General features: G+C 74.3%; 23 protein-coding genes. 13 read left to right on the top strand and 10 right to left on the bottom strand.

What is annotated here, in order from left to right; translation table 11 throughout:
• Positions 1 to 79 precede the first annotated feature (79 nt).
• On the top strand, positions 80 to 1471 hold the full coding sequence (locus tag ACF073_RS17490; protein ID WP_392070810.1) for a cystathionine beta-synthase: 1392 nt from the start codon (positions 80 to 82) through the stop codon (positions 1469 to 1471).
• 368 nt (positions 1472 to 1839) lie between these two features.
• On the opposite strand, the gene ACF073_RS17495 is transcribed toward ACF073_RS17490, so the two are convergent.
• Complete coding sequence (locus ACF073_RS17495) at positions 1840 to 2688, bottom strand: helix-turn-helix transcriptional regulator (protein WP_392070812.1); 849 nt, start codon at positions 2686 to 2688, stop codon at positions 1840 to 1842.
• A 148-nt stretch (positions 2689 to 2836) separates the two neighbouring features.
• Here ACF073_RS17495 and ACF073_RS17500 point away from each other — a divergent pair, with 148 nt between their 5' ends.
• Positions 2837 to 3598 (top strand): SDR family oxidoreductase, encoded by a 762-nt coding sequence (locus tag ACF073_RS17500; RefSeq protein WP_392070814.1) that lies wholly within the window; start codon positions 2837 to 2839, stop codon positions 3596 to 3598.
• A gap of 21 nt (positions 3599 to 3619) precedes the next feature.
• On the opposite strand, the gene ACF073_RS17505 is transcribed toward ACF073_RS17500, so the two are convergent.
• Positions 3620 to 4057 (bottom strand): hypothetical protein, encoded by a 438-nt coding sequence (locus ACF073_RS17505; protein ID WP_392070816.1) that lies wholly within the window; start codon positions 4055 to 4057, stop codon positions 3620 to 3622.
• 10 nt (positions 4058 to 4067) lie between these two features.
• Positions 4068 to 5480, bottom strand: a complete 1413-nt coding sequence (locus ACF073_RS17510; RefSeq protein WP_392070818.1) for a purine-cytosine permease family protein — start codon at positions 5478 to 5480, stop codon at positions 4068 to 4070.
• 131 nt (positions 5481 to 5611) lie between these two features.
• Between ACF073_RS17510 and ACF073_RS17515 the strand changes: the two genes are divergently transcribed.
• Positions 5612 to 6454, top strand: a complete 843-nt coding sequence (locus ACF073_RS17515; protein ID WP_392070820.1) for a MurR/RpiR family transcriptional regulator — start codon at positions 5612 to 5614, stop codon at positions 6452 to 6454.
• Between the two features lie 97 nt (positions 6455 to 6551).
• Entirely contained in the window at positions 6552 to 7139 is a 588-nt protein-coding gene (locus ACF073_RS17520) for a hypothetical protein (protein WP_392070822.1), read from the top strand.
• Between the two features lie 4 nt (positions 7140 to 7143).
• Here ACF073_RS17520 and ACF073_RS17525 read toward each other — a convergent pair whose 3' ends face one another.
• The 5 genes from ACF073_RS17525 to ACF073_RS17545 all read right to left on the bottom strand — a co-directional run bounded on the left by ACF073_RS17525 (position 7144) and on the right by ACF073_RS17545 (position 10752).
• Positions 7144 to 7518, bottom strand: a complete 375-nt coding sequence (locus ACF073_RS17525; RefSeq protein ID WP_392070824.1) for a hypothetical protein — start codon at positions 7516 to 7518, stop codon at positions 7144 to 7146.
• Positions 7519 to 7528: 10 nt separating this feature from the next.
• A complete protein-coding gene (locus ACF073_RS17530) occupies positions 7529 to 8020 on the bottom strand; it encodes a roadblock/LC7 domain-containing protein (protein ID WP_392070826.1) in 492 nt (163 codons plus the stop codon).
• Positions 8021 to 8051: 31 nt separating this feature from the next.
• Complete coding sequence (locus ACF073_RS17535) at positions 8052 to 8876, bottom strand: transcriptional regulator (protein WP_392070828.1); 825 nt, start codon at positions 8874 to 8876, stop codon at positions 8052 to 8054.
• On the bottom strand, positions 8873 to 9256 hold the full coding sequence (locus ACF073_RS17540) for a hypothetical protein (RefSeq protein ID WP_392070830.1): 384 nt from the start codon (positions 9254 to 9256) through the stop codon (positions 8873 to 8875). The genes ACF073_RS17535 and ACF073_RS17540 overlap by 4 nt, the downstream gene beginning before the upstream one ends.
• Positions 9257 to 9453: 197 nt before the next feature.
• On the bottom strand, positions 9454 to 10752 hold the full coding sequence (locus ACF073_RS17545) for a diaminopimelate decarboxylase (protein ID WP_392070983.1): 1299 nt from the start codon (positions 10750 to 10752) through the stop codon (positions 9454 to 9456).
• A gap of 250 nt (positions 10753 to 11002) precedes the next feature.
• On the opposite strand from ACF073_RS17545, the gene hutU reads away from it, so the two are divergent.
• From hutU to hutI, 4 genes are all read left to right on the top strand, one after another.
• The gene (gene hutU / locus ACF073_RS17550; RefSeq protein WP_392070832.1) at positions 11003 to 12667 is read left to right on the top strand and encodes a urocanate hydratase; all 1665 of its coding nucleotides are present in this window, start codon (positions 11003 to 11005) and stop codon (positions 12665 to 12667) included.
• A 77-nt stretch (positions 12668 to 12744) separates the two neighbouring features.
• Positions 12745 to 13947 (top strand): allantoate amidohydrolase, encoded by a 1203-nt coding sequence (locus ACF073_RS17555; protein WP_392070985.1) that lies wholly within the window; start codon positions 12745 to 12747, stop codon positions 13945 to 13947.
• On the top strand, positions 13944 to 15281 hold the full coding sequence (locus tag ACF073_RS17560; RefSeq protein ID WP_392070834.1) for a formimidoylglutamate deiminase: 1338 nt from the start codon (positions 13944 to 13946) through the stop codon (positions 15279 to 15281). Before ACF073_RS17555 ends, ACF073_RS17560 begins: the two co-directional genes overlap by 4 nt.
• A gap of 29 nt (positions 15282 to 15310) precedes the next feature.
• Positions 15311 to 16486, top strand: a complete 1176-nt coding sequence (gene hutI, locus ACF073_RS17565; RefSeq protein ID WP_392070836.1) for an imidazolonepropionase — start codon at positions 15311 to 15313, stop codon at positions 16484 to 16486.
• Positions 16487 to 16939: 453 nt separating this feature from the next.
• Here the strand turns inward: hutI and ACF073_RS17570 are convergent, their stop codons facing one another.
• The gene (locus ACF073_RS17570) at positions 16940 to 17428 is read right to left on the bottom strand and encodes a hypothetical protein (RefSeq protein WP_392070838.1); all 489 of its coding nucleotides are present in this window, start codon (positions 17426 to 17428) and stop codon (positions 16940 to 16942) included.
• Between the two features lie 6 nt (positions 17429 to 17434).
• Positions 17435 to 18331 (bottom strand): RNA polymerase sigma factor SigF, encoded by an 897-nt coding sequence (locus tag ACF073_RS17575; protein ID WP_392070840.1) that lies wholly within the window; start codon positions 18329 to 18331, stop codon positions 17435 to 17437.
• Between the two features lie 246 nt (positions 18332 to 18577).
• Here ACF073_RS17575 and ACF073_RS17580 point away from each other — a divergent pair, with 246 nt between their 5' ends.
• From ACF073_RS17580 to ACF073_RS17600, 5 genes are all read left to right on the top strand, one after another.
• Entirely contained in the window at positions 18578 to 18955 is a 378-nt protein-coding gene (locus tag ACF073_RS17580; protein ID WP_392070842.1) for an STAS domain-containing protein, read from the top strand.
• 291 nt (positions 18956 to 19246) lie between these two features.
• Positions 19247 to 19807: an ATP-binding protein gene (locus ACF073_RS17585; protein ID WP_392070844.1), complete on the top strand. Its 561-nt coding sequence runs from the start codon at positions 19247 to 19249 to the stop codon at positions 19805 to 19807.
• A gap of 276 nt (positions 19808 to 20083) precedes the next feature.
• Positions 20084 to 20812: an LPXTG cell wall anchor domain-containing protein gene (locus tag ACF073_RS17590; RefSeq protein ID WP_392070846.1), complete on the top strand. Its 729-nt coding sequence runs from the start codon at positions 20084 to 20086 to the stop codon at positions 20810 to 20812.
• 72 nt (positions 20813 to 20884) lie between these two features.
• Positions 20885 to 21781: a hypothetical protein gene (locus tag ACF073_RS17595; protein WP_392070848.1), complete on the top strand. Its 897-nt coding sequence runs from the start codon at positions 20885 to 20887 to the stop codon at positions 21779 to 21781.
• Positions 21778 to 22878 carry a hypothetical protein gene (locus ACF073_RS17600; RefSeq protein ID WP_392070850.1) on the top strand — a complete coding sequence of 367 codons (1101 nt, stop codon included), beginning with the start codon at positions 21778 to 21780 and terminating at the stop codon, positions 22876 to 22878. Before ACF073_RS17595 ends, ACF073_RS17600 begins: the two co-directional genes overlap by 4 nt.
• Positions 22879 to 22880: the final 2 nt, after the last annotated feature.

Below are 22880 nucleotides of genomic sequence, written 5' to 3' on the forward strand. Positions count from 1 at the left end.
CGGCCACACCGGCCACACCGCTGGCCTTAGGCTGGCGACACCACTACAAACACACCTTTTGCAGCGACCGGAGACAACGGTGCAATTCCACGACTCGATGATCAGCCTCGTCGGCAACACCCCGCTGGTGCGGCTCAACAACGTGACCAAGGGCATCCAGGCCACCGTCCTGGCCAAGGTGGAGTACTTCAACCCGGGCGGCTCCGTGAAGGACCGCATCGCCCTGCGCATGATCGAGGCGGCCGAGCAGAGCGGCGAGCTCAAGCCGGGCGGCACGATCGTCGAGCCGACCAGTGGCAACACCGGTGTGGGCCTCGCCATCGTGGCCCAGCAGAAGGGCTACAAGTGCATCTTCGTGTGCCCCGACAAGGTGAGCACCGACAAGATCAACGTGCTGCGCGCGTACGGCGCCGAGGTCGTCGTGTGCCCGACCGCCGTGGCGCCCGAGCACCCGGACTCCTACTACAACGTCTCCGACCGGCTGGTCCGTGAGACCCCGGGTGCCTGGAAGCCCAACCAGTACTCCAACCCCAACAACCCGCTCTCCCACTATCACTCGACCGGCCCCGAACTGTGGGAGCAGACCGAGGGCAAGCTCACCCACTTCGTGACGGGCGTGGGCACCGGCGGCACCATCTCCGGCACCGGCCGCTATCTGAAGGACGCCAGCGAAGGCCGGGTCAAGGTCATCGGCGCCGACCCCGAGGGCTCGGTGTACTCCGGCGGCTCCGGGCGGCCCTACCTGGTCGAGGGCGTCGGCGAGGACTTCTGGCCGACCGCCTACGACCGCACCGTCGCGGACGAGATCGTCCCCGTGTCCGACAAGGACTCCTTCCAGATGACCCGCCGCCTGGCCAAGGAGGAGGGCCTGCTGGTGGGCGGCTCCTGCGGCATGGCCGTCGTGGCCGCGCTGCGGGTCGCCGAGCGGCTCGGCCCGGACGACGTCGTGGTCGTCCTGCTCCCGGACAGCGGGCGCGGCTACCTGAGCAAGATCTTCAACGACGAGTGGATGGCCGACTACGGCTTCCTGGAGGACACGGGCCCCAGCGCCCGCGTCGGCGACGTCCTCAGCGACAAGGCGGGCGGCTCCATCCCGTCCCTGGTGCACATGCACCCGGAGGAGACCGTCGGCGAGGCCATCGAGGTGCTGCGCGAGTACGGCGTCTCGCAGATGCCGGTCGTCAAGCCCGGCGCCGGCCACCCGGACGTGATGGCCGCCGAGGTCGTCGGCTCCGTGGTGGAACGGGAGCTGCTGGACGCCCTGTTCAGCAAGCGCGCCTCGCTGGAGGACCCGCTGGAGAAGCACATGTGCGCCCCGCTGCCCCAGGTCGGCTCCGGCGAGCCGGTCGGCGACCTGATGCAGGTGCTGGGTACGGCGGACGCGGCGATCGTCCTGGTCGAGGGCAAGCCGACCGGCGTGATCAGTCGGCAGGACCTGCTGGCGTTCCTGGCCAAGGGCGGCAACAAGTAGCAAACGCCCGGTGAACCGTCCGTGACCCCGGCGAACTTACGGTGACCTGGGCCGATCGAGCCGTTCCGTAAGCGGTACGAGCGTGTCATGTGCGCGCAGCACCCGCTTAACACGGGTCCGGCACAGTAGAGGTGTCGGCAGGGCGGGATCGGCTCCCCGCCCGGACCGGCACCGAACGGCGCCAAGGACCTCCGGAGCGGCTCCCGGACCTCCATGGACGCCACGGACGCGCAAGCCCGGCCTGACCCGGCCCGCGTCCCTCGCGGGGACCGCCGTCGTCCCGCCCCCCGGCAACGGGGGTGCGGCGGTCCCCGCGCAAACTCCTCCCCGCTCCGCCCGGCTCCCGCCGGCGCTCTTCGGCCGGGCCCTCAGCGGGCGCCCGCCGACTCCCAACTCGCCAGCAGCGCCAGCCGCTCCGCCGTCTCCGAGCCGGCCCGCGGGACGTACGCCACGATCGTCTGGGCCGGCTCCGCCGGGACCGTCAGGGTCTCGTACGGCAGGGTCAGCAGGCCCGCGACCGGGTGCCGGATCTGCTTCACGCCGTACGCGCACTCCCTGACCTCGTGGTCCGCCCACAGCCGGCGGAAGTCCTCGCTCTTCAGCGACAGTTCGCCGACCAGCGCGCACAGGACGGGGTCGTCGGCGTACCGGCCCGCGTTCAGCCGCAGATGGGCCACCGTCTGGGCGGCCACCGCCGTCCACTCGGGGTAGAGGTCCCGGGCGCCCGGGTCGAGGAAGACCTGCCGCGGCATGTTCCGCCCGGCCGCCGTCATCCGGCTGAAGCCGTTCACCGCGTCGCCGAGCGCGTTCCAGGCCAGGACGTCCATGCGGGCGTCCAGCACGAGCGCCGGGGTGCGGTCCATGCCGTCGAGGAGGGCCTGGACGCCGGGGCGCACGCGGGGCGCGGGATCCGGCTTCGCGCGCCGCCTGCGCGGACGCGCCACCGTACGCAGATACGCGTGCTCGGTCTCGTCCAGCCGCAGCACCCGCGCGACCGAGTCCAGGACGGCGTCGCTGACGCTCGTCCCCCGGCCCTGTTCCAGCCGGATGTAGTAGTCGACGCTGACGCCCGCGAGCTGCGCCACCTCCTCGCGGCGCAGGCCCGGCACCCGGCGCCGCCCGTGCGCGGGCAGCCCCACCTCCTCGGGCCTGATGCGTGCGCGGCGCGAGCGCAGGAAGTCGCCCGCCTCGGCTTCGGTCCAGTCCCCGGTCGTCATGTCTTCGAGCGTAGGGGAGCCGCGCCGTCCCGTCCTGGTACTGCCGTACCCAGGAAAAGCGCATCCCTGGGTGCGGCGGCGGGACGCGGTGACAGTGGTGTCAGCCGCCGGGGAGCCGCCCCGGCCAGCACTCCCCGAGGGAACTCCCATGTCGTACACCGACCTGTCCGGCCGTACCGCCGTCGTCACCGGAGCCGCCAGCGGCATCGGCGAGGCCGTCGCCCTGCACCTCGCCGCCGAGGGCGCCCGGGTGGCGCTGCTCGCCCGGCGTACCGACCGGCTCGACGCGCTGGCGGAGAAGATCGCGGCCGGCGGCGGCCGAGCGCTCGCCGTGGCCGCCGACGTCACCGACGACGCCTCCGTGCAGGCCGCCCGGGACCGGATCCATCAGGCGTTCGGGCCCGTCGACCTCGTCGTCAACAACGCCGGAGTCATGCTGCCGAACCCGGTCGAGGAGGGCCGGCTCGACGAGTGGCAGCGGATGCTCGACACCAACGTGGCCGGGGTGCTGCGGGTCGTCCGCGCCTTCAGCGCCGACCTGCTGGCCGCCGCGGCCGGCGGGCACACCGCCGACCTGGTCAACATCTCCTCCATCGGCGCCCACATCCCCTTCCCCAACTACGCGGTGTACGGGGCGACCAAGGCGGCCGTCACCTATCTCTCGCAGTCCCTGCGCGGCGAGTTCGGGCCGCGGGACGTGCGGGTCACCAACATCGAGCCGGGGCTGACCGAGACCGAGCTGAAGTCGCACATCGACAGCGCGGAGCTGACCGGGCAGCTGGACGGCATGCTGGCGGAGGTCGGCGCGCTCTCGGCGGCGGAGGTCGCGGACGTCGTCGCCTACGTGACCAGCCGCGCCCGGCACGTCAACCTCCGCCAGATCATGGTGCTGCCGACCCGGCAGGCGTGAGTGCCGGGCCGGCCGGTCCGCTCAGTCGTCCCCGGCGGACCGGTCCGGGCCGGAGCGTCCGGTGAGGAGCTCGGGGTTGAGCCGCACGGCCTGCACCGCGTTGACGCCGACGATGCCGATCCAGGTGGCCACCATCCCGGACATCCCGGCGAAGGCGCCGGAGATCGCGGACAGCGGGATCGCCAGGACGAGCGTGATCAGCGCGAAGCCGTAGCGCTCGGGCCAGGTGTCGGCGGCCTTCGGCCGCCGGGTCTCGCGGGCCGTCGCCATCTGCTGCTCGGCGAGGCGGCGGCGCACCCGGCGGTCCACCGTGTCGTCGATCCGCTGCCCGACCTTCTCAAGGAAGGAGTCCACCAGGGCGGAGTCGTAGTCTTCGCCCAGTTCCCTGCGGGCCCGCACGGTCGCGTCGAGGTCCTTCCCGAGGTCGAGTTCGACGTTCCGCGGATCGAGTGTGGTCATGCCGGTCAGCCTAGGGAACCGTGTGCCGGGCCGCACTGGGGCTAGCCCCCCGGTCCGGGTCAGGGAGGACCCCCGCGTTCCGGCGCGCGACCAGCCAGTACAGCAGCGCCGGCACGGCGAGGCCGATGATCCAGGAGATGTCCGCGCCGCCGAGCGGGTCCACCAGCGGGCCGGTGTAGAAGCTGGTGGCGAGGAAGGGCAGCTGGGCGAGGAGGCCGGCGGCGTAGACGGCGAGGGCGTCCCAGCGCCAGGCGCCGTAGCGGCCGTGCGGGTCGCAGAGGGCCACGAGGTCGTAGCGCTCCTTGGAGATCAGGTAGTAGTCGACCAGGTTGATCGCCGACCAGGGCGTGAAGAACGTCAGCAGGAACAGCAGGAAGTCCTTGAAGGAGGACAGGAAGCTGTCCTTGCCGAGCAGGGCCACCGCCGTGCCGGCGACCATGACCAGCGCGATGTACCCGGCGCGGCCGGCGCGGGACAGCTGCCGCTGCCCCCGGAAGCCGCTCACGCTGGTCACCATCGACATGAAGCCGCCATAGGTGTTGAGGACGTTGACGGTGAGCTTGCCGAGCGCGATGACGAAGTAGAAGAAGGACGCGACCAGGCCGGTGCCGCCGAGGGCGACGACATAGCCGACCTGGCTGTCCAGGAACTTCTCGCCCGCCGTGGCCGCGACCAGCACCCCGAAGGTCATCGACCACTGGCTGCCCAGCGCCGACCCGGACAGGGTCCACCAGAAGGTGGCCTTCGTGGACGTCGTGCGCGGCAGGTAGCGCGAGTAGTCCGCCACGTACGGCCCGAACGCCAGCTGCCAGGACGCCGACAGGGACATCGCCAGCAGGAACATCGGCAGCGAGAAGTGCGCGTCGTGCAGCAGCGCGGAGGTGTCGGCGCGCTCCAGGAGGCGTACGGCGAGATAGACGAAGGCGAGTGCGCAGACCGCGCTGGCGACCCGGCCGAGGGTGTGGATGACCCGGTAGCCGACCGTCGCCGTGACCGCCGTGACGGCCGCGAAGACGATGATCCCGGTGGTGTCGTTCGTATGGGTCAGCTCGCCCACCGCCTGCCCGGCGAGCACGCTGCCCGAGGCGAAGAAGCCGACGTACATCACGACCACCAGCAGCAGCGGGACGACCGCCCCGCGCACCCCGAACTGGGCCCGCGACTGGATCATCTGCGGCAGGCCGAGGCGCGGACCCTGGGCGGAGTGCAGGGCCATCACCGCGCCGCCGAGCAGGTTGCCGAGCAGCAGACCGGCGAGGGACCACACCACGTCGCCGCCGAAGACGACCGCGAGGGCGCCCGTGACGACGGCCGTGATCTGCAGGTTGGCGCCGAGCCACAGGGTGAACTGGCTGAAGGCCGTACCGTGCCGTTCGTCGTCCGGGACGACGTCGATGGAGCGCAGTTCCACGAGCTGTGCCATGCGTTCTCCCCACACTGGGCTGTATAACGGTATGCAGCGACACACTGTCTGAATAGGCGGCCGGTGTTTGTCAATGCCTCGGCGCTGTACTCTCCCGGGGCGTCCGAGGAGATCTGGAGGGGGAGTACGTGATGAGCGCGACCGACAGCCCTGCCAACCGGTTGCAGGCGCTCTTCGAGGGCCACCGGCTCACGCCGACCCAGCGCCGCATCGCGCACAGCATGGTGCGCCGGGCCGCCGACGTGCCCTTTCTGTCCAGCGTGGAGCTGGCCGAACTGGCCGGGGTCAGCCAGCCGTCGGTGACCCGGTTCGCGGTCGCCCTCGGCTTCGACGGCTATCCCGCGCTGCGCCGGCACCTGCGCGAGGTCGTCCCGGCCGAACCGGCCGCCGGCGCCGGGGCCTTCAACGAGTACCAGCAGGCCGTCGAGGCCGAGATCGAGAACCTGAGGCACCTCGCCGAGCTGCTCGCCGACCCGCGCCCGGTGCAGCGGGCCGGCCGGATCCTCGCCGCCTCCCGCCCGCTGCCGGTGCTCGGCCTGCGCGCCGCCGCCTCCCAGGCCTACGGCTTCGCCTACTTCGCCGCCAAGGTCCACCCGGACGTCCGGCTGCTGAACGAGGGCGGCACGATGATCCACGACCGCATCGACGCCGCCGTCCGGGCCGGTGCCGACGCCCTGCTGTGCTTCGCGCTGCCCCGGCATCCGCGCGAGGTCGTGGACTGCCTCGCCTACGCCAAGGACGCGGGCCTGACGGTGGTCACGGTCGCCGACTCGGCGTTCGCGCCGGTCGCCAAGTACTCCGATCTGCTGCTGCCCGCCGCCGTCGGCACCGGGCTCGCCTTCGACACCGCGTGCGCGCCGATGCTGCTCGGGCGGGTGCTGCTGGAGGCGCTCTGCGACGACCTGCCGGACGCCCAGGCCCGCCTGGAGGAGTTCGACACACGGGCGGCGGCCCGGGGGCTGTTCGTGGAGTGACACTCCGGGGCCCGTCCTCTCAGACTCGTCTCACGTTGTGCCGCTAGGTTCCGTGCGAGACACAGGACCGAGTGGATACGTGACACGGGAGGGTGACGTGGCGCGCGGAGGACAGGGGCTGGCCCGGCTGGCCGTCGTCGTACGGGCGGGGGCCGCCCCGCTGTGGTGGCTCGGAGTGGCCGCCGCCGGGATCGGTCTGGCGCCGCAGGGCGTGACCGGGCGCCGGATCGGGGTGCTGGCCGGAGCGGCGCTGTTCCTGGTCGGCGCCGCCGCCGTGGCGCTGGCCCGGCGCGGCCGGTACACCGCCCTCGCCCGCGGGGCGGCCCGCGCGGGCAAGTACGACGTGCTGCAGGACCGGGCGGTGACCGTGCGCGTCTGGCGCCGGGGGCACCGCTGGTTGCTGCTGCTCGGCTGGGCGGTCGCGCTCGGCTCCGCCTTCGCCGTGCCCGCGGCCGGCGGCATGCTGCTGGCCGGGCTCGGCACCGGGCTGCGGCTGAAGGCCGCCTGGCTCGGGCGGCTGGAGCGGGCCGGCCAGACGCTGCTGTGGGTGCGCGTCGACTGGCTCGGCCGGCGCGGCGGCGGCCCGGTGGGCAAGGCCGTGAAGGGCCTGCGCGGTACGGGCGTCGCGGCCGGCGACGCCGCCCCGGGCGGGGCCCGCCGCCGTACCGCCGAGCCGGCCCGATAGGCCGTCAGACCTCCAGGTCCTCCTCGATCCTCTTCAGCTGGTGCCGGGCCATCGCGAGGTTGGCCCGGCTCGCGTCCAGGACCAGGTAGAGGAAGAGGCCGTTGCCGCCGCGGCCCTTGAGCAGGCGGATCAGGTGGTACTGGTCCGACAGCGTGATCAGGATGTCCTCGATCTCGGCCTTGAGGCCGAGGTGCTCCATCGTGCGCATCTTGGCGCGGATCACATCGGTGTTGCCGGCGGCGGCCACGTTCAGGTCGAAGCTCTTGCTGCCGCCCATCGTGCCCAGCGCCATCCCGCTGGTGTAGTCGACGAGCGCGGCGCCGGTGGCGCCCTCGATGGAGGTGAGCGCTTCCTTCAGTGCGGTCTCGGTGTTGGCCATGGTGGTCCTCTCAGCTGTCCGTCGTGGTGCGTGGTTCGGCGGCCGCCGTGCGGGGCGCGCGGGGGGTGCGGGTTCGTACGGGTGGGGTCCTGGCGGGCGTGGACACGGCCCGGGCCGCGGCCTCGGCGGCGTCCAGCAGCTCCCCGATGCGGGCGCCGGCCCGGCGGCCCTCCAGGTGCAGCCGGCCGACGTTGACCCGGTCCTGGGCGAGCAGCGTCAGGACGGCGGTCCGGCCGGCCGCGTAGGTGGCGATGTAGCCGCGCTCGCCGCGCACCAGCAGCTCCCGGAAGCCGCCGTGCCCGGTGGCGTCGGTGACCCGGACGGCGACGCCGAGCGACGCGGCGGTCAGCGCGGCCAGGCCGTCCGGATCGACCCCGGGGGTGTCGTGGGCGACGACGAGCCCGTCGACGCCGGCCGCGAGGGCGCCGGTGAGCTGCGGTACCCGGGTGCGCAGCCGGAGCAGTTCGTCCAGGACGGTGCGCAGGTCGTCTTCGGCCACCATCAGGTGTCTCCTCTCGGCGGGGCGGTGCCGTTCAAAGCGCCTCCAGCGCATCCCTGAGCCTCTTCAGCAGCGCGATGTCGGGGTCGGTGGTGACCTGGTGGACCGGCGGCGGTACGGGGACGGGCGGCGCCGGTGCGGCCGGTGCGGCCGGCGCGACATGTCCGGCCGCGATGAGCCGGCGCACGTCGACCAGCGTGTGGAACGCCTGCCGGCCCAGGTTCCTGGCGATGTCGGTGGCCGTGCGCACGCCGTCCACGCGGTCCAGGACCGCTCGCTGCCGGGGCGTGACCGGCACGGCCCGCGCGCGGCCCGCCGCCGGGTCCGCGCGGATCAGCGGGGCGCTGTCGGCGGCCGGGTCGGGCCACAGCCGGTGCAGCAGCAGCCGGCGGCGCAGCGTCTCGCGCTCCAGCGCGACGACCGGGACCGAGGGCAGCGGGCCGAGCCGGGGCGTGTGGTCGTAGCGGAACCGGCCCGGGGTGCTGCTCGGCGCCAGCGCGAAGTAGCCGGCGTCGTACAGCGCGTCCAGGTGGCACAGCTCCAGCGCGCCGGTGGGCAGCACCCCGGAGCGCAGCAGGAGTTCGGCCGCGTGCGGCGGGCCCGGGGTACGGGCCGCCGCCTGCTGCCAGGCGGCGCCGGCGAGGGTGCCGTGGGCCGTGAGGAGCACGTCGATGCCGGGGGCGAGCGGGCTCTCGGCGTGCACCACCCGGCCCTCGGCGAGATGCAGGACGCCGTGCTCGCGGACCAGGACGCCGGTGGCCCGTTCCTCGGCGAGCCGGGTCAGCATCGGGGACAGCGCGCGCGGGGCCCGCTTGTCCCGTACCGGCAGGGCCGGCGGCGGGGTCCTGACCACGGTCATCCCAGCACCAGCCGGGCGGCCATCTCGCCGAGCCGGATCCGGGCGAGCGCGAGATTGCCCTCCTCGCGGCCCAGCCACAGGTGCAGGAACACGCTGCTGTCGAAGGACGTGTCCACGAAGCGCAGCAGGTGGTAGCTGTCCCCGTTGCTGATGATCACGTCCTCCACGGGCTGCGGCGCGTCGCCGCGCGCCGCGAAGGTGCCGTGTTCGGCCGCCATCCGGGCCAGTTCGGCGGCCTCGGCGGCGGTCGTCTCATGGTCGCCGCCGGGCGCCTCCCCGACCGTGCCGAGGGCCAGTCCGCTCGTCCAGTCCACCAGCGCGGCCCCCCGGGCACCGGGCAGCCGCATCGCTTCCAGTAAGCACTCGTCGATTCCGGGCACCGTGGCTCCCCTCCCGCCTGGGACTCCGGCTGAGTGACGCCGACACTACGCAACGTGTGCGCGGGGAGTGAGGCCTTTGGCATTTTCCGGTGGAACATGCGTCCGGCGTACTAGTGTTGCTCAACTGACGTGTGTTCCCGGGCCGTTGATCCATTTGTTCGAGAGGCGGCCGGGGTGTGTCAACGGCTCCCGGGCGCCTACAGGGTGGTGAGCGCGGACGCGTGCGCCCCGCCGGACTCCGCCACCACCTCCGCGATGGTCTGCGGCTCCCGTACAGCCGCGAAGGCGACGCCCCCCGCGCCGTCCGGCGCGAAGCCGTAGACGCCCGGCCGGGCCAGGGAGTTGTAGGCGTAGTGGTGGGCGAAGTAGTACGCGCCCGTGTCCAGTGCCGCCGCGTAGTCGCCCTGCTCCAGCGGGGGCAGGGTGCGTCCCTCGGCGAGCAGGTCGCCCGAGAAGCAGGCGGGCCCCGCCACGTCCTGGACCGTCCCCGGCCCCGTCTTCGGCCGCCCCGCGCCGTCGTACGCGGCGATCCTGAGCGGCCACGCCTGCGGCGCGTACACCGTCCGCGCCGCCACCTGCGCGCCCGCGTGCGTCACCGCGATCCGCCGGCCGCCCGCGCGCTTGGCGTACTCCACCCGGGCCACCACCGTCCCGTGCTTGGCCAGCAGCGACCGCCCGAACTCGGTCACCAGGCCGTACCGCCCGTCGAACAGCCCCGGCACCTCGGCGGCCAGCAGCCGCGCGTACCGCGCGTACGTCGGCGCCGTCTCCTCCGAGGCGACGTTCACCGGCAGCCCGCCGCCGATGTCGACGGTGTCGACCTGCCGCCGCCCGGCAGCCGCGTTGATCTCCTCCGCGAGCGCGTACACCTCCGCCACCCCCTGGGCCAGCAGCGGCAGCGGGATGCCCTGCGAACCGGTGTGCGCGTGCAGCCGGGTCAGCCAGGGCCGCGCCGCGTACGCCTGGACCACCCAGGCGCGCGCCCCCTCGTCCCGCAGCGCCACCCCGAACTTCGAGGTCCGGGTCGCCGTGGAGGTCGCCCCGATCGTGCCGCCGCCGATCTGCGGGTTGACCCGGAGCCCGAGCGGGGACCGGGTGGGGGCCGCGCCGGCCAGGGCGTCCAGCCGGGCCAGCTCCTGCGGGTTGTCCGCGTTCACGGCGACCCCGAGGGCGAGCGCCTCGCGCAGCTCCGCCGGGGTCTTCGCCGGGGAGTCCAGCACCGTGCGCTCCGGCGGCACCCCGGCCGCCCGTGCCAGCGCCAGCTCCCCGGGGCTCGCCACCTCCGCCCCGATGCCCGCCTCGTGCAGCAGCCGCACCACCGGCACCAGCGGGGTCGCCTTCACCGCGAAGGCGTGCAGCACCGGGGTGCCCGGTGCGGTCACCGCGTCGAAGGCCGCCCGCAGCGCCGCCGCCGACTCCCGGATGCCGGTGACGTCCAGCAGCCCCACCACGGCCGCCTCCGGTCCCAGCAGGCCCTGCCCGACGGCCGCCCGCACCGCCCGGTCCCGCCGGTCCGCCCGCTCCCGGGCCGCGTCCCCGGCCGTCCGCCCCCGCTCGCGCCCCTGCTCCCGCTCCCGCTCGCGCTCCTGCGTGTGCTCCTGCTCCACGGCTGCTCCGTCCCGTGTCGGCTACCCGTGCGTCCAGCCAAACACCCGCCGCGCGCCGACGGGGCCGCGCCACTGTATTGACTAGCTCTATTCAGAAGGACAGGATGTGAATAGACGTAGGCACAGGAGGAGGCAGACGATGTCGGGACCCCGCCCCGTACGAGCACCGCGCGGCACGGAACTGAGCGCCCTGGGATGGCAGCAGGAAGCGGCTCTGCGCATGCTGCAGAACAATCTCGACCCCGAGGTCGCCGAGCACCCCGACAAGCTCGTCGTCTACGGCGGCACCGGCAAGGCCGCCCGTGACTGGCGCTCCTTCGACGCCATGGTCCGCACCCTGCGGACCCTCAAGCAGGACGAGACCATGCTGGTCCAGTCCGGCCGCCCGGTCGGCGTGATGCAGACCCACGAGTGGGCCCCGCGCGTCCTCATCGCCAACTCCAACCTGGTCGGCGACTGGGCCAACTGGGAGGAGTTCCGCCGTCTTGAGGCCCTCGGCCTGACCATGTACGGCCAGATGACCGCCGGCTCCTGGATCTACATCGGCACCCAGGGCATCCTCCAGGGCACCTACGAGACCTTCGCCGCCGTCGCCGCGAAGAAGTTCGGCGGCACCCTCGCCGGGACCATCACCCTCACCGCCGGACTCGGCGGCATGGGCGGCGCCCAGCCCCTCGCCGTGACCATGAACGACGGCGTCGCGATCTGCATCGACTGCGACCCGCGCGCCATCGACCGCCGCATCGAGCACCGCTACCTGGACGTCAAGGCCGACAGCCTCGACCACGCGCTCCAGCTGGCCACCGAGGCCCGCGACGCCCGCCGCCCGCTGTCCATCGGCGTCCTCGGCAACGCGGCCGAGCTGGTCCCGCAGCTGCTCGCGATGAACGCGCCCATCGACATCGTCACCGACCAGACCTCGGCCCACGACCCGCTCGCCTACCTCCCCGTCGGCATCGCCTTCGAGGACATGGCCGACGCCGCCGCCAAGGACCCGGCGGGCTTCACCGCCCGCGCCCGCGAGGCCATGGCGAAGCACGTCGAGGCCATGGTCGGCTTTATGGACGCCGGCGCCGAGGTCTTCGACTACGGCAACTCGATCCGCGGCGAGGCCCAGCTCGCCGGGTACGACCGGGCGTTCGCCTTCCCCGGCTTCGTCCCCGCCTACATCCGCCCGCTCTTCTCCGAGGGCAAGGGCCCCTTCCGCTGGGCCGCCCTGTCCGGCGAGGCCTCCGACATCCACAAGACCGACAAGGCGATCCTCGACCTCTTCCCGGAGAACGAGTCGCTGCACCGCTGGATCAAGCTGGCCGGCGAGCGCGTCCACTTCCAGGGCCTGCCCGCCCGCATCTGCTGGCTCGGCTACGGCGAGCGGGACAAGGCCGGCGAGCGCTTCAACGACATGGTGGCGAGCGGTGAGCTGGCGGCCCCGCTGGCCATCGGCCGCGACCACCTGGACTGCGGCTCCGTCGCCTCCCCGTACCGCGAGACCGAGGCCATGCTCGACGGCTCCGACGCGATCGCCGACTGGCCGCTGCTGAACGCCATGGTCAACGTGGCCTCCGGCGCGTCCTGGGTCTCCATCCACCACGGCGGCGGCGTCGGCATGGGCCGCTCCATCCACGCCGGCCAGGTCACGGTGGCCGACGGCACCGAGCTCGCCGGCGAGAAGATCCGGCGCGTGCTCACCAACGACCCCGGCATGGGCGTCATCCGGCACGTGGACGCCGGGTACGACATCGCGGAGTCCGTCGCGCAGGAGCGCGGGGTCCGGGTGCCGATGCGTGAGGACGAGCAGGCGTGACCGTCAGCGAAGGACGGCACGGCGACGCTCCGGCGGTGGAGGTCCCGCCGCCGCCCGGCGCACCCTCCTTCCAGGAGATGTGGGCCGACCTGCTCCCGATCGGACGCCACCGCGACTCCGGCGGCTACCGGCGCTACGCCTGGACCGGTGCCGACGCCGAGTGCCGGGACTGGTTCAAGGCGCAGGCCGAGGCGCGCGGGCTCGGCTACGAGGTCGACCGGAACGGGAACCAGTGGGCCTGGCTCGGTGACCCGGCCGCGGGCGACGCCGTCGTCACCGGGTCCCACCTGGACTCGGTGCCGGACGGCGGCGCCTTCGACGGGCCCCTCGGTGTCGTGTCCTCCTTCGCCGCGCTGGACGAACTGCGCGGCAGGGGAGCCCGGTTCGACAGGCCGCTGGCCCTCGTCAACTTCGGCGACGAGGAGGGCGCCCGGTTCGGGCTCGCCTGTGTCGGCTCCCGGCTCACCGCCGGGCAGCTCACCGCCGAGCAGGCGCACCGGCTCACCGACGGGGACGGGATCAGCCTGCCGCGGGCCATGGCCGACGCCGGGTACGACCCCGAGGCCATCGGGCCCGACCCCGAACGGCTGGCCCGGATCGGCGCCTTCGTGGAGCTGCACGTCGAACAGGGCCGCGCGCTGGACCTCTCCGGCGACCCGGTCGGCATCGCCAGCGCCATCTGGCCGCACGGACGGTGGCGGTTCGACTTCCGCGGCGAGGCCAACCACGCCGGCACCACCCGGCTCGCCGACCGGCGCGACCCGATGCTGTCGTACGCCGAGACCGTGCTCGCCGCCCGCCGGGAGGCCGCGCTCGCCGGCGCCGTCGCCACCTTCGGGAAGATCGCCGTCGAGCCGAACGGCGTCAACGCCATCCCCTCCCTGGTGCGCGGCTGGCTCGACTCCCGCGCCGCCGACCAGGAGACCCTGGACACGGTCGTCGGGGGAGTGGAGAAGGCCGCGCGCGAGTACGCCGCCGCGCACGGCATCGATCTCGACGTCGTCCGGGAGTCCTTCACGCCGGTCGTGGAGTTCGACCACGCCCTGCGGGACGAACTCGGCCGCATCCTCGCCCTGGACACCGGCCTGAAGGTGCCCGTCCTCGGCACCGGCGCCGGACACGACGCCGGGATCCTCTCCGGGCGCATCCCGACCGCCATGCTGTTCGTACGCAACCCCACCGGTGTCTCGCACTCCCCGGCCGAGTCAGCGGCCGAGGACGACTGCGTGGCCGGGGTGCACGCACTCGCCGACGTACTGGAAGGGCTGGCCCGCAGGTGACCAAGGCGACCTACTGGTTGGAGCACGCCTGGCTCGGCAGCTATGTCGAGCCGGGCGTGGCCCTCGACACGGCGGACGGCCGGATCACCGCCGTCCGCACCGACGTCCCCGCGCCGCCGCCCGGCGCCGAGGTGCTGCGCGGGCTGACCCTGCCGGGCCTGGCCAACGCCCACAGCCACGCCTTCCACCGGGCGCTGCGCGGCACGGTCCAGGTCGGCTCCGGCACCTTCTGGACCTGGCGCGAGGTGATGTACTCCGTCGCCGAGCGGCTGACCCCGGAGACCTATCACGCCCTCGCCCGCGCGGTGTACGCCGAGATGGCGCTGGCCGGCATCACCTGCGTCGGCGAGTTCCACTACGTGCACCACGCGCCCGGCGGCACCCCCTACGCCGACCGCAACGCCATGGGCGAGGCGCTGATCGCCGCCGCCGCCGAGGCCGGCATCCGGATCACCCTGCTGGACACCTGCTACCTCTCGGCCGGCTTCGGCGAGCCGCCCACCACCCACCAGCTGCGCTTCTCCGACGGCAGCGCGGAGGCCTGGGCCGAACGCTGTGCAGTTCTCAAGGAGCGGGATCACGCACGGATCGGGGCGGCGATCCACTCCGTACGGGCCGTCCCCGCGGGGCAGCTGGGGATCGTGGCCCGCTGGGCCGAGGAGCGGCGGGCACCGCTGCACGTGCACCTGTCGGAGCAGACCGCCGAGAACGACGCCTGCCTCGCCGCCCACGGCCGCACGCCCGCCCGGCTCCTCGCCGACCACGGTGTCCTCGGGCCGCGCACCACCGGTGTGCACAACACCCACCTCACCGACGAGGACATCGCCCTGCTCGGCCGCTCGGGCACCGGCACCTGCATGTGCCCCACCACCGAGCGGGACCTGGCCGACGGCATCGGCCCGGCCGCCGCCCTCCAGCGGGCCGGCTCCCCGCTCTCCCTCGGCTCCGACAGCCACGCCGTCATCGACCTGCTCGAAGAGGCGCGCGCGATGGAGCTGAACGAGCGGCTGCGCACCCGCACCCGGGGCCACTGGACGGCCGCCGCACTGCTGAGCGCGGCCACCGCCGACGGCCACGCCGCCCTCGGCTGGGACGAGGCCGGCACCATCGAGACCGGCGCGCTCGCCGACCTGACGACGATCGCCCTGGACTCGGTCAGGACGGCCGGCCCGCTGCCCAGGCTCGGCGCCGAGACGGCCGTATTCGCGGCGGGCGCGGCCGACGTACGGCACACGGTCGTGGGCGGCCGGCACGTCGTACGCGACGGGGCGCACACGCGCGTGCCGGACGTACCGCAGGCGCTGGCCGCCGCCGTCGAAGCCCTGCGGGGCTGAGGAACGCCGAACCCCACGAGGACGACACCATGAGCAGCAGCACCGCCATCACCAACATCGCCACGCTGGTCACCAACGACCCCTCCCTCGGCGACGGTTCCCCTCTCGGTCTGGTCCGGGACGCGGCGGTCGTCGTCGACGGCGACCGCATCGTGTGGACCGGTGAATCCAGCAAAGCACCCGCCACTGACAACCGGATCGACGCGGGCGGACGCGCGGTCCTGCCCGGCTTCGTCGACTCCCACTCCCACCTGGTCTTCGCCGGTGACCGGACGCAGGAGTTCAACGCCCGGATGTCCGGCCGCTCCTACACCGCCGGCGGCATCCGCACCACGGTCGCGGCCACCCGCGCGGCCACCGACGCGGAGCTGGAGGCGAACCTCACCCACTACCTCGCCGAGGCGCTCCGCCAGGGCACCACCACCTTCGAGACCAAGTCGGGCTACGGCCTGACGGTCGAGGACGAGTCCCGCGCCCTGCGCGTCGCGGCCCGGCACACGGACGAGGTGACCTACCTCGGCGCGCACATCGTCTCCCCCGACTTCGCCGACGACCCGGCGGCCTATGTCGCCCTGGTCACCGGCGAGATGCTGGACGCCTGCGCGCCGCACGCCCGCTGGATCGACGTCTTCTGCGAGAAGGGCGCCTTCGACGGCGACCAGGCCCGCGCGATCCTCACGGCGGGCAAGGCCAAGGGCCTGCACCCGCGCGTCCACGCCAACCAGCTCTCCTACGGCCCCGGCGTCCAGCTGGCCGTGGAGCTGGACGCGGCCAGCGCCGACCACTGCACCCACCTCACGGACGCCGACGTCGACGCCCTGGCGAACAGCCGCACGGTCGCGACCCTGCTGCCCGGCGCCGAGTTCTCCACCCGCGCCGAGTGGCCCGACGCCCGCCGGCTGCTGGACGCGGGCGTGACGGTCGCCCTCTCCACCGACTGCAACCCGGGCTCGTCGTTCACCTCGTCGGTGCCCTTCTGCATCGCCCTGGCCGTCCGCGACATGCGGATGACCCCGGACGAGGCCGTCTGGTCGGCCACGGCGGGCGGTGCCGCCGCCCTGCGCCGCACCGACATCGGCCGCCTCGCCCCCGGCGCCCGCGCCGACCTCGTCCTCCTCGACGCCCCGAGCCATGTGCACCTGGCCTACCGGCCGGGCGTACCGCTGGTCGACGAGGTGTGGCGCGCGGGCGTGCGCGTCGCCTGACCCGGCCCGGCACGGAGTCCGCCCGCCCGGCCGCGAGCCGGTCGGGCGGACTCCGGCGCGCTGTTCCGTCAGGTACCGCCCGGGCGACGCCCCTCGAAGAGCCGCCGCAAGACCCCGCGGCGCGGATCGTGGGAGGCGGCCGGTCGGCGCCGCTCACAGGGCAGGGCAGGGCCTGGACCGCCCGCGGGGTGCCGCGGGCGGCTTTCGCGCGCTCAGCCCGGCGAAGGCGGCGGCGCGCTCTCTCGGGCAGGTCGGCCGTGTTCAGCGGCGGTGGCAGGCCCGGGGCGACGCCCACCGGGTGCTCGTCGGCCGCGCGGCCGGTCGCGGCCGGGCCCTCGGATTCCCTGTCGGGGCCGCCGTACGGGAGCAGGGCCTGGGCGCGCACGGCAGCGACCGGGCGGCCGGGAGCAGCGGGGGCGGGGGCGGGCGGGCTCTCGGGCAGGCCGGCCGTGTTCAGCGGCGGTGGCAGGACCGGGTCGGCGCCCACCGGGCGCTCGTCGGCCGCGCGGCCGGTCGCGGCCGGGCGGTGAGCGGCGGCAGCCGGCGGCGCAGGGCGGAGGACGGCGGGACAGACGGCCCTGCCGTCTCGCGGGCCGCCGCGGTGAACGCCTCCGCCGCCGGCCGGCGGGCCGGGGGCTCGCCCGCCGCGTACGGCCGGGCGGGGCGCAGGGCGGCGGGGCGGGGGCGCCCGCGCGGCTCCCGCCGCGCCGGGTGCGCCGTGGGCGTGGCGGGGCGCAGCAGCTCCGCGGCGGCCCGGTCAGCCGTGCGTCCGGTGCCGCCCGGCGGCTCCCCGCCGTGGCGCGGTCCTGCACGGCCGTGCGGCACCCTCCGTCCCGGGCGGGCCGCCGGCCCGGCAGCCGGTGCCGCCGGCCGCTCCGGGAACGGTACGGCGGCCCGGCGTCGATGCCCGGGCCGCCGTTCGTGGTCCTGACGGAGGTTCACGGAGGGTCACTCCTCCACTGTCAGCCCCTTGCGCAGCCGCACCAGCGTGCGCGAGAGCAGCCGGGACACGTGCATCTGGGAGATGCCGAGTTCCTCGCCGATCTCCGACTGGGTGAGATTCGCCACAAAACGCAGGGAGAGGATCTTCCGGTCCCGGGAGGGGAGTTCGGCGATCAAGGGCTTGAGCGACTCGATGTACTCGATGCCTTCCAGGCCGTGGTCCTCGTACCCGATGCGGTCCGCGAGCGCGCCCTCGGAGTCGTCCTCCTCGGGCTGGGCGTCCAGCGAGGAGGCGGTGTACGCGTTCGAGGCGGCCATGCCCTCGACGACCTCGTCCCGGGAGATGCCCAGGCACTCGGCGAGTTCCGCCACCGTGGGGGCGCGGTCCAGCCGCTGCGCCAGTTCGTCGCCGGCCTTGGCCAGGTCGAGCCGCAGCTCCTGGAGCCGGCGCGGGACGCGCACGGACCACGAGGTGTCACGGAAGAACCGCTTGATCTCGCCGATGATGGTCGGCATCGCGAAAGTGGGGAACTCCACACCGCGGGACAGCTCGAAGCGGTCGATCGCCTTGATCAGGCCGATGGTGCCGACCTGGATGATGTCCTCCATCGGCTCGCTGCGGGAGCGGAAGCGGGAGGCGGCGAACTTCACGAGCGCGAGGTTCAGCTCGACGAGGGTGTTGCGGACGTAGGCGTACTCGTGGGTCCCTTCCTCCAGCGCCTCCAGGCGCTCGAAGAGGGTCTTGGACAGGGCCCGCGCGTCGACCGGGCCGATCTCGTCGTACGGGGGGATCTCCGGGAGTCCCTCGACGGGGTCGAAGGGGTCGATGGGATGATCCAGTTGTTCCGGTGGGGGTGTCGACGTCGCGAACGGGGTAGGCGATGCGTCGAGCCGGGGTGACATGGGTGTCCTCCATCGTTCTCGGCTTATGGCTGCCGAAGCCAATAGGTGCACTGCGGTGTGCGGCGCCTCCGAAGCCGGCGTGTAGGGATGTGTGTCCTTACTAGCCCTACCCGGTGCACCGAGTGGGTCGCAAGTGCGTTCCGTGGCTATATGTCCGATTGTGTGCGGATGTTCGAGTGTCAGAGTGCGCATGGAAGGCGTAATGTTCGGGGGCATCAGCAGCCACGACCTCGGGAGAGAGACGGCATGGACCACGGGACGGTCGGCAGCGCACAGTCGGGCCGGCTTCTGGTGGAGGTGCGGGAAGAGGGCTCCAGCGCCGTTGTGACACCGGCGGGTGAGCTCGATCACCACACCGCCGATCTGTTGCGCGATCCCCTCGACGACCTCCTCGCCAAGGGCTTCGCGCGGCTTGTGGTGGACTGTTCACGCCTGGAGTTCTGCGACTCCACGGGGCTGAACGTTCTGCTCGGTGCCCGCCTGAAGGCAGAGGCCGCCGGTGGCGGTGTCCACCTGGCAGGGATGCTGCCGGTGGTGGCCCGCGTGTTCGAGATCACCGGAGCCGGGGCGGTCTTCACCGTCCACGACTCCGTGGAGGCGGCCTTGGCCGACGGTGCCGACTGACCTGTCGCCCGCTCCGGCCGACCGGTCCGTGACGGCCCTGTGGACATTGTGTGCGTCACATCGGACGCAGGGGTGTTCCGCCGGATCGGCCGGGCAGGAGAGGGCAGGAGGGGGTGGGCACGGGCCCTGCCCGAGCAACGGGCGGACACGCCCGTACGGCGACCGGACGGCGTACGACCGGAAGGCGCCGGCGGTGCCGGAGCGGCACCGGACCATCGAATGGAACCGCAGTCCGGGTCAGGCCCGGACTCATTGAATCGTGAACTGGTGAATCGGTGAGGTGAAGCGCTGATGAGCACCACCCGGCCTTACTCGCCGGGCGACCGCGGCCCGGAGCCGAGCGGCGCTTCAGGGGCGTCCGAGGGGGATGCGCCGGGCAGCGGCGCAGCCACGGGGACAGCCGCGCCGTCCGTGCCGACCGACGGCGCCCCGCAGCCCCGCGGCAGGCAGGTACGCAGTCTCCGCCTCGCGGGCGAGAGCGGCGTCGTCCCGATGGCCCGCGACTTCGCCCGGCAGGCGTTGTACGCGTGGGGCTGGCTGCCCGCCGCCTCCGCCGACCAGCGCGCCGCCGCCGAGGACGTGCTGCTCGTCGTCTCCGAGCTGGTCACCAACGCCTGCCTGCACGCCGAGGGCCCCGACGCGCTGTTCCTCGCCTGCGACAACAAGGTGATCCGGGTCGAGGTCTCGGACCGTGGCACCGGCCAGCCGGCTCCGCGCACCCCGCACCGCGCCGGGCGCCCCGGCGGCCACGGCATGTTCATCGTGCAGCGGCTGTGCCTGGACTGGGGCGTCGTGCGCACCCCCGGCACGCCCGGCAAGACGGTGTGGGCGGAGCTGGGCGCCCCCGCCTGACCGCCCCCGCCTGACCGCCCCCGCCCGACCGCCCCCGCCCGACCGCCCCCGCCCGACCGCCCCCGCCCGACCGCCTCGGCCCGACCGCCTCCGAAGGGCACCCGAGCCCCCGCCTCCACTCCCGCCCCCCGCCGCGCACGCCGGATCGCCACAAACTCCGGCGTGTGACGTGTCTTCCTTCCTCACGACCCCGGGCGTACCTTGACGGCCGAATCTGATGTGCCGTCAGGAATCCGACCCGTCACCGAAGTCGTGACCGAATGGGGTGGACCGACCGTGTCGTACCCGAAACGAACCGCCGCGCTCGCGTCCGCCGCGGCCCTGGCCGGCTCGGCGGTGCTGCTGGCCGCGCCGGCGGCCCACGCCGACGTCGTCGACGTCAACTACCGGTGCCAGACGCCGATCGGCGTCAAGAGCGCCGTGTCGCCCATCGACATCAAGGGCGTCGAGAGCGGCGGCGGCTACAAGATCACCATGTCCTGGCAGAAGGGTGTCTCCTCCAGTCCGGTCGAACTGGGCAAGGGGGCGATGAGCCCGAGCGCCACCATCAAGCTGGGCGGCGCCGACAGCGGCACGCTCGCCGTCAGCGGTCCCGCCAACGCCGCCGCCATCCCCGCCAACACCCCCATCAAGATCAGCGACTTGAGCGGCACCTACACGCCGGGGAAGAGCGGCAAGGTCACCTTCACGGCGGGCACGCTCACCATCAAGGCGCTCGGTACGACGACGACCTGCACGCCGACCAACAGCCCGAAGGCGTCCCTGACCCTGGACGTGACGGCGGCCGGCGGCGGCTCGACGGGCGGCGGCTCGGGCTCCTCAGGCGGTTCCGGGGGCTCAGGGGGGTCCGGGAGTTCCGGCGGTTCGTCCGCGGGCGGGCAGCTCCCGCAGACCGGTCCCGAGGACTCCGCCGTCGCCCTCGGCACGCTCGGCGGCACGGTGCTCCTCGCCGGCGCCGCGGGCGCCCTGTGGCTGTCCCGGCGGGACCGGACCGCCCACCGCTGACCCCCGCCGCTGACCGGCCGGCCAGACCGCCGCCCCCGCCGCACCGCCCGGCCACCACCGCTGGAGCCGCCCATGCCGCCCGCCGCACGCGCCCCCGGGCCGCCCGCGCGCACCCCCCGCGCGCTCGCCCTCGTCACTCTGCTGCTGCCGCTCGCGCTGCTGCCGCTCGCGCTGCTGACCGCCGCCCCGCGCGCCGCCGCGGAACCCGCCGGCTGGTCGCTCGCGCCGCTGGGCGGCGGGCGCCCCGCGTTCTACGCCGAGGGCACCCCCGGGACCGTCCTGCGGGACACCGTGTCCGTGACCAACCGCGGCCGGACACCGGTCACGGTCCGCCTGCACGCCACCGGCCTGCCGGCGGTGTTCGCCCGCAGCGGCCTGCGGATCCCGGCCCGAACCCGGGCCGAGGTGCCCTTCACGGTGACCGTGCCGCGGGAGGCGGCGCCCGGCCACCGTACGGGCACGATCGTCGCGCGCGACAGCCGCGGCCGTACCGCGACCGTGCCGGTCCGGCTGCGCGTCGGCGGCCCCGCGGTGGCCGCGCTGACGGTGGAACACCTCGCCGTGCACCCGGACCGGATCAGCTACGAGCTGGTCAACCGGGGCACGACCGTCCTCGTGCCGCGGCTCGCGGTACGCGCCGACGGCGTCTTCGGCCGGGTCCTCGACCGGGCCCCGCGCACCCTGCCGGTCCGGCTGGCCCCGGGCGCCCGGCGCACGCTCAGCGAGCCGTGGCCCGGCCGGCCGGTGCCGGACCGGGTGCGGGTGCGGCTGACGGTGACGGCGGCGGGCGGGGCGCACGGCACGGCGGACACCTCGGCCGCGTACGTGCCCTGGGGCGCGGTGGCCGGCGGCGCCGGCGTCGTGGCCGCGGGCACGGCCGTACTCCTGCGGCGGGCGCGGCGCGGGCGCCGGGCGGTGCCCGCCGCCCCCCGGCCCGCCGAGGCCGAGCTGACGGGAGCGGTGTCGTGAAGCGGATCGTGCTGCCCGTGGTCGTCGGGCTGCTGCTGGCCCTCGCCGGGCCGGCCGGCCCGGCGAGGGCGGCCGGCGGACCCGCCGTACGGCTGTCGGCGTCCCAGGCGGGCACCGGCGGCTCCCTCACCGTCGACGGCAGCGGCTGGCGCCCCCGCACCCTGCTGATGCTGCTGGTCTGCGGGCGGGCCACCCCCGCCCGGGGAGTCATCGGCGGCACCAACTCCTGTGCCAACGGCGACGGCCGGGCCGTGACCACCGGCGCCGACGGCGCCTTCAGCCGTCGGCTGCCGGTCGCCGAACCACCCGTGCCCTGCCCCTGCGTGGTGCACGTGGCCACCGTCACCGGTGCCGAGGCACGGGCGGACGCCGTCCTGGAGGTCGCCGGGCATCCGGTGGCCCCGCTGCCCGCCGAGCGTTCCGCCGGCCGGCTCGCCGTGCTCTCCGACACCCGGCTGACCGGGTCGAGCGGCCTGCTGACCTGGTTCGGGGCGCCGCCGGGCCGCACGCTGGTCCTCACCGTCGGCAACACCGGCACCGGCGCCATCGAGAACCCGGTGTTCCAGGTCGGCACCGCGCACGGCGTGTTCGCCCCCGAGTGGGACGAACAGCAGTGGCGCGGCACCCTGGCGCCCGGGAAGAAGGCGCAGATCAAGCTGCCGGTCGAGCTGTCGGCGGGGGCGCACGGCGACTACACCGTGACGCTGAGGTACACCGGCCGGGTGCTGGCCGAGCAGCCGTGGGGCGTGGGCCGGCCGTGGGGCGTGACGCTGTTCTGGATCCTGCTCTGCCTGGTCGTGCCCGCCGCCCTGTTCCGCCTCGGCATGGCCGTGGTCGACCGGGTGAGGCCGCGCCGCCCGGGCGCCGTCCGCCACCGCCGCCTGCCCCGCCCCGCCCTCCGCCCGCGCCTGTCCCGCCCGCGCACCGCCGGGCCCCCCGACCCCGCGGCCGGTCCGGCCGCCCCCACTCCGGCCCTGCCCTGGTTCACCCCGGACGCCGCTCCGGACGCACCGGCCGGCCGGCCCTTGGCACCGCACGACGACAGCCCGACGAGTCCTACGACTCCCACGACTCCCACGACGAAGGGACCCACGTGAGC

Origin of the sequence: Streptomyces sp. NPDC015171 (genome assembly GCF_043079545.1) — a bacterium.
Classification (GTDB): domain Bacteria; phylum Actinomycetota; class Actinomycetes; order Streptomycetales; family Streptomycetaceae; genus Streptomyces.

Excerpts from the sequence above, each read along its gene's own strand:
- ACF073_RS17495 (WP_392070812.1), bottom strand. The coding sequence starts at position 2,688 with ATGACGACCGGGGACTGGACCGAAGCCGAGGCGGGCGACTTCCTGCGC.
- ACF073_RS17500 (WP_392070814.1), top strand. The coding sequence starts at position 2,837 with ATGTCGTACACCGACCTGTCCGGCCGTACCGCCGTCGTCACCGGAGCC.
- ACF073_RS17505 (WP_392070816.1), bottom strand. The coding sequence starts at position 4,057 with ATGACCACACTCGATCCGCGGAACGTCGAACTCGACCTCGGGAAGGAC.
- ACF073_RS17510 (WP_392070818.1), bottom strand. The coding sequence starts at position 5,480 with ATGGCACAGCTCGTGGAACTGCGCTCCATCGACGTCGTCCCGGACGAC.
- ACF073_RS17515 (WP_392070820.1), top strand. The coding sequence starts at position 5,612 with ATGAGCGCGACCGACAGCCCTGCCAACCGGTTGCAGGCGCTCTTCGAG.
- ACF073_RS17525 (WP_392070824.1), bottom strand. The coding sequence starts at position 7,518 with ATGGCCAACACCGAGACCGCACTGAAGGAAGCGCTCACCTCCATCGAG.
- ACF073_RS17530 (WP_392070826.1), bottom strand. The coding sequence starts at position 8,020 with ATGGTGGCCGAAGACGACCTGCGCACCGTCCTGGACGAACTGCTCCGG.
- ACF073_RS17535 (WP_392070828.1), bottom strand. The coding sequence starts at position 8,876 with ATGACCGTGGTCAGGACCCCGCCGCCGGCCCTGCCGGTACGGGACAAG.
- hutU (WP_392070832.1), top strand. The coding sequence starts at position 11,003 with ATGTCGGGACCCCGCCCCGTACGAGCACCGCGCGGCACGGAACTGAGC.
- ACF073_RS17555 (WP_392070985.1), top strand. The coding sequence starts at position 12,745 with ATGTGGGCCGACCTGCTCCCGATCGGACGCCACCGCGACTCCGGCGGC.
- hutI (WP_392070836.1), top strand. The coding sequence starts at position 15,311 with ATGAGCAGCAGCACCGCCATCACCAACATCGCCACGCTGGTCACCAAC.
- ACF073_RS17575 (WP_392070840.1), bottom strand. The coding sequence starts at position 18,331 with ATGTCACCCCGGCTCGACGCATCGCCTACCCCGTTCGCGACGTCGACA.
- ACF073_RS17580 (WP_392070842.1), top strand. The coding sequence starts at position 18,578 with ATGGACCACGGGACGGTCGGCAGCGCACAGTCGGGCCGGCTTCTGGTG.
- ACF073_RS17585 (WP_392070844.1), top strand. The coding sequence starts at position 19,247 with ATGAGCACCACCCGGCCTTACTCGCCGGGCGACCGCGGCCCGGAGCCG.
- ACF073_RS17595 (WP_392070848.1), top strand. The coding sequence starts at position 20,885 with ATGCCGCCCGCCGCACGCGCCCCCGGGCCGCCCGCGCGCACCCCCCGC.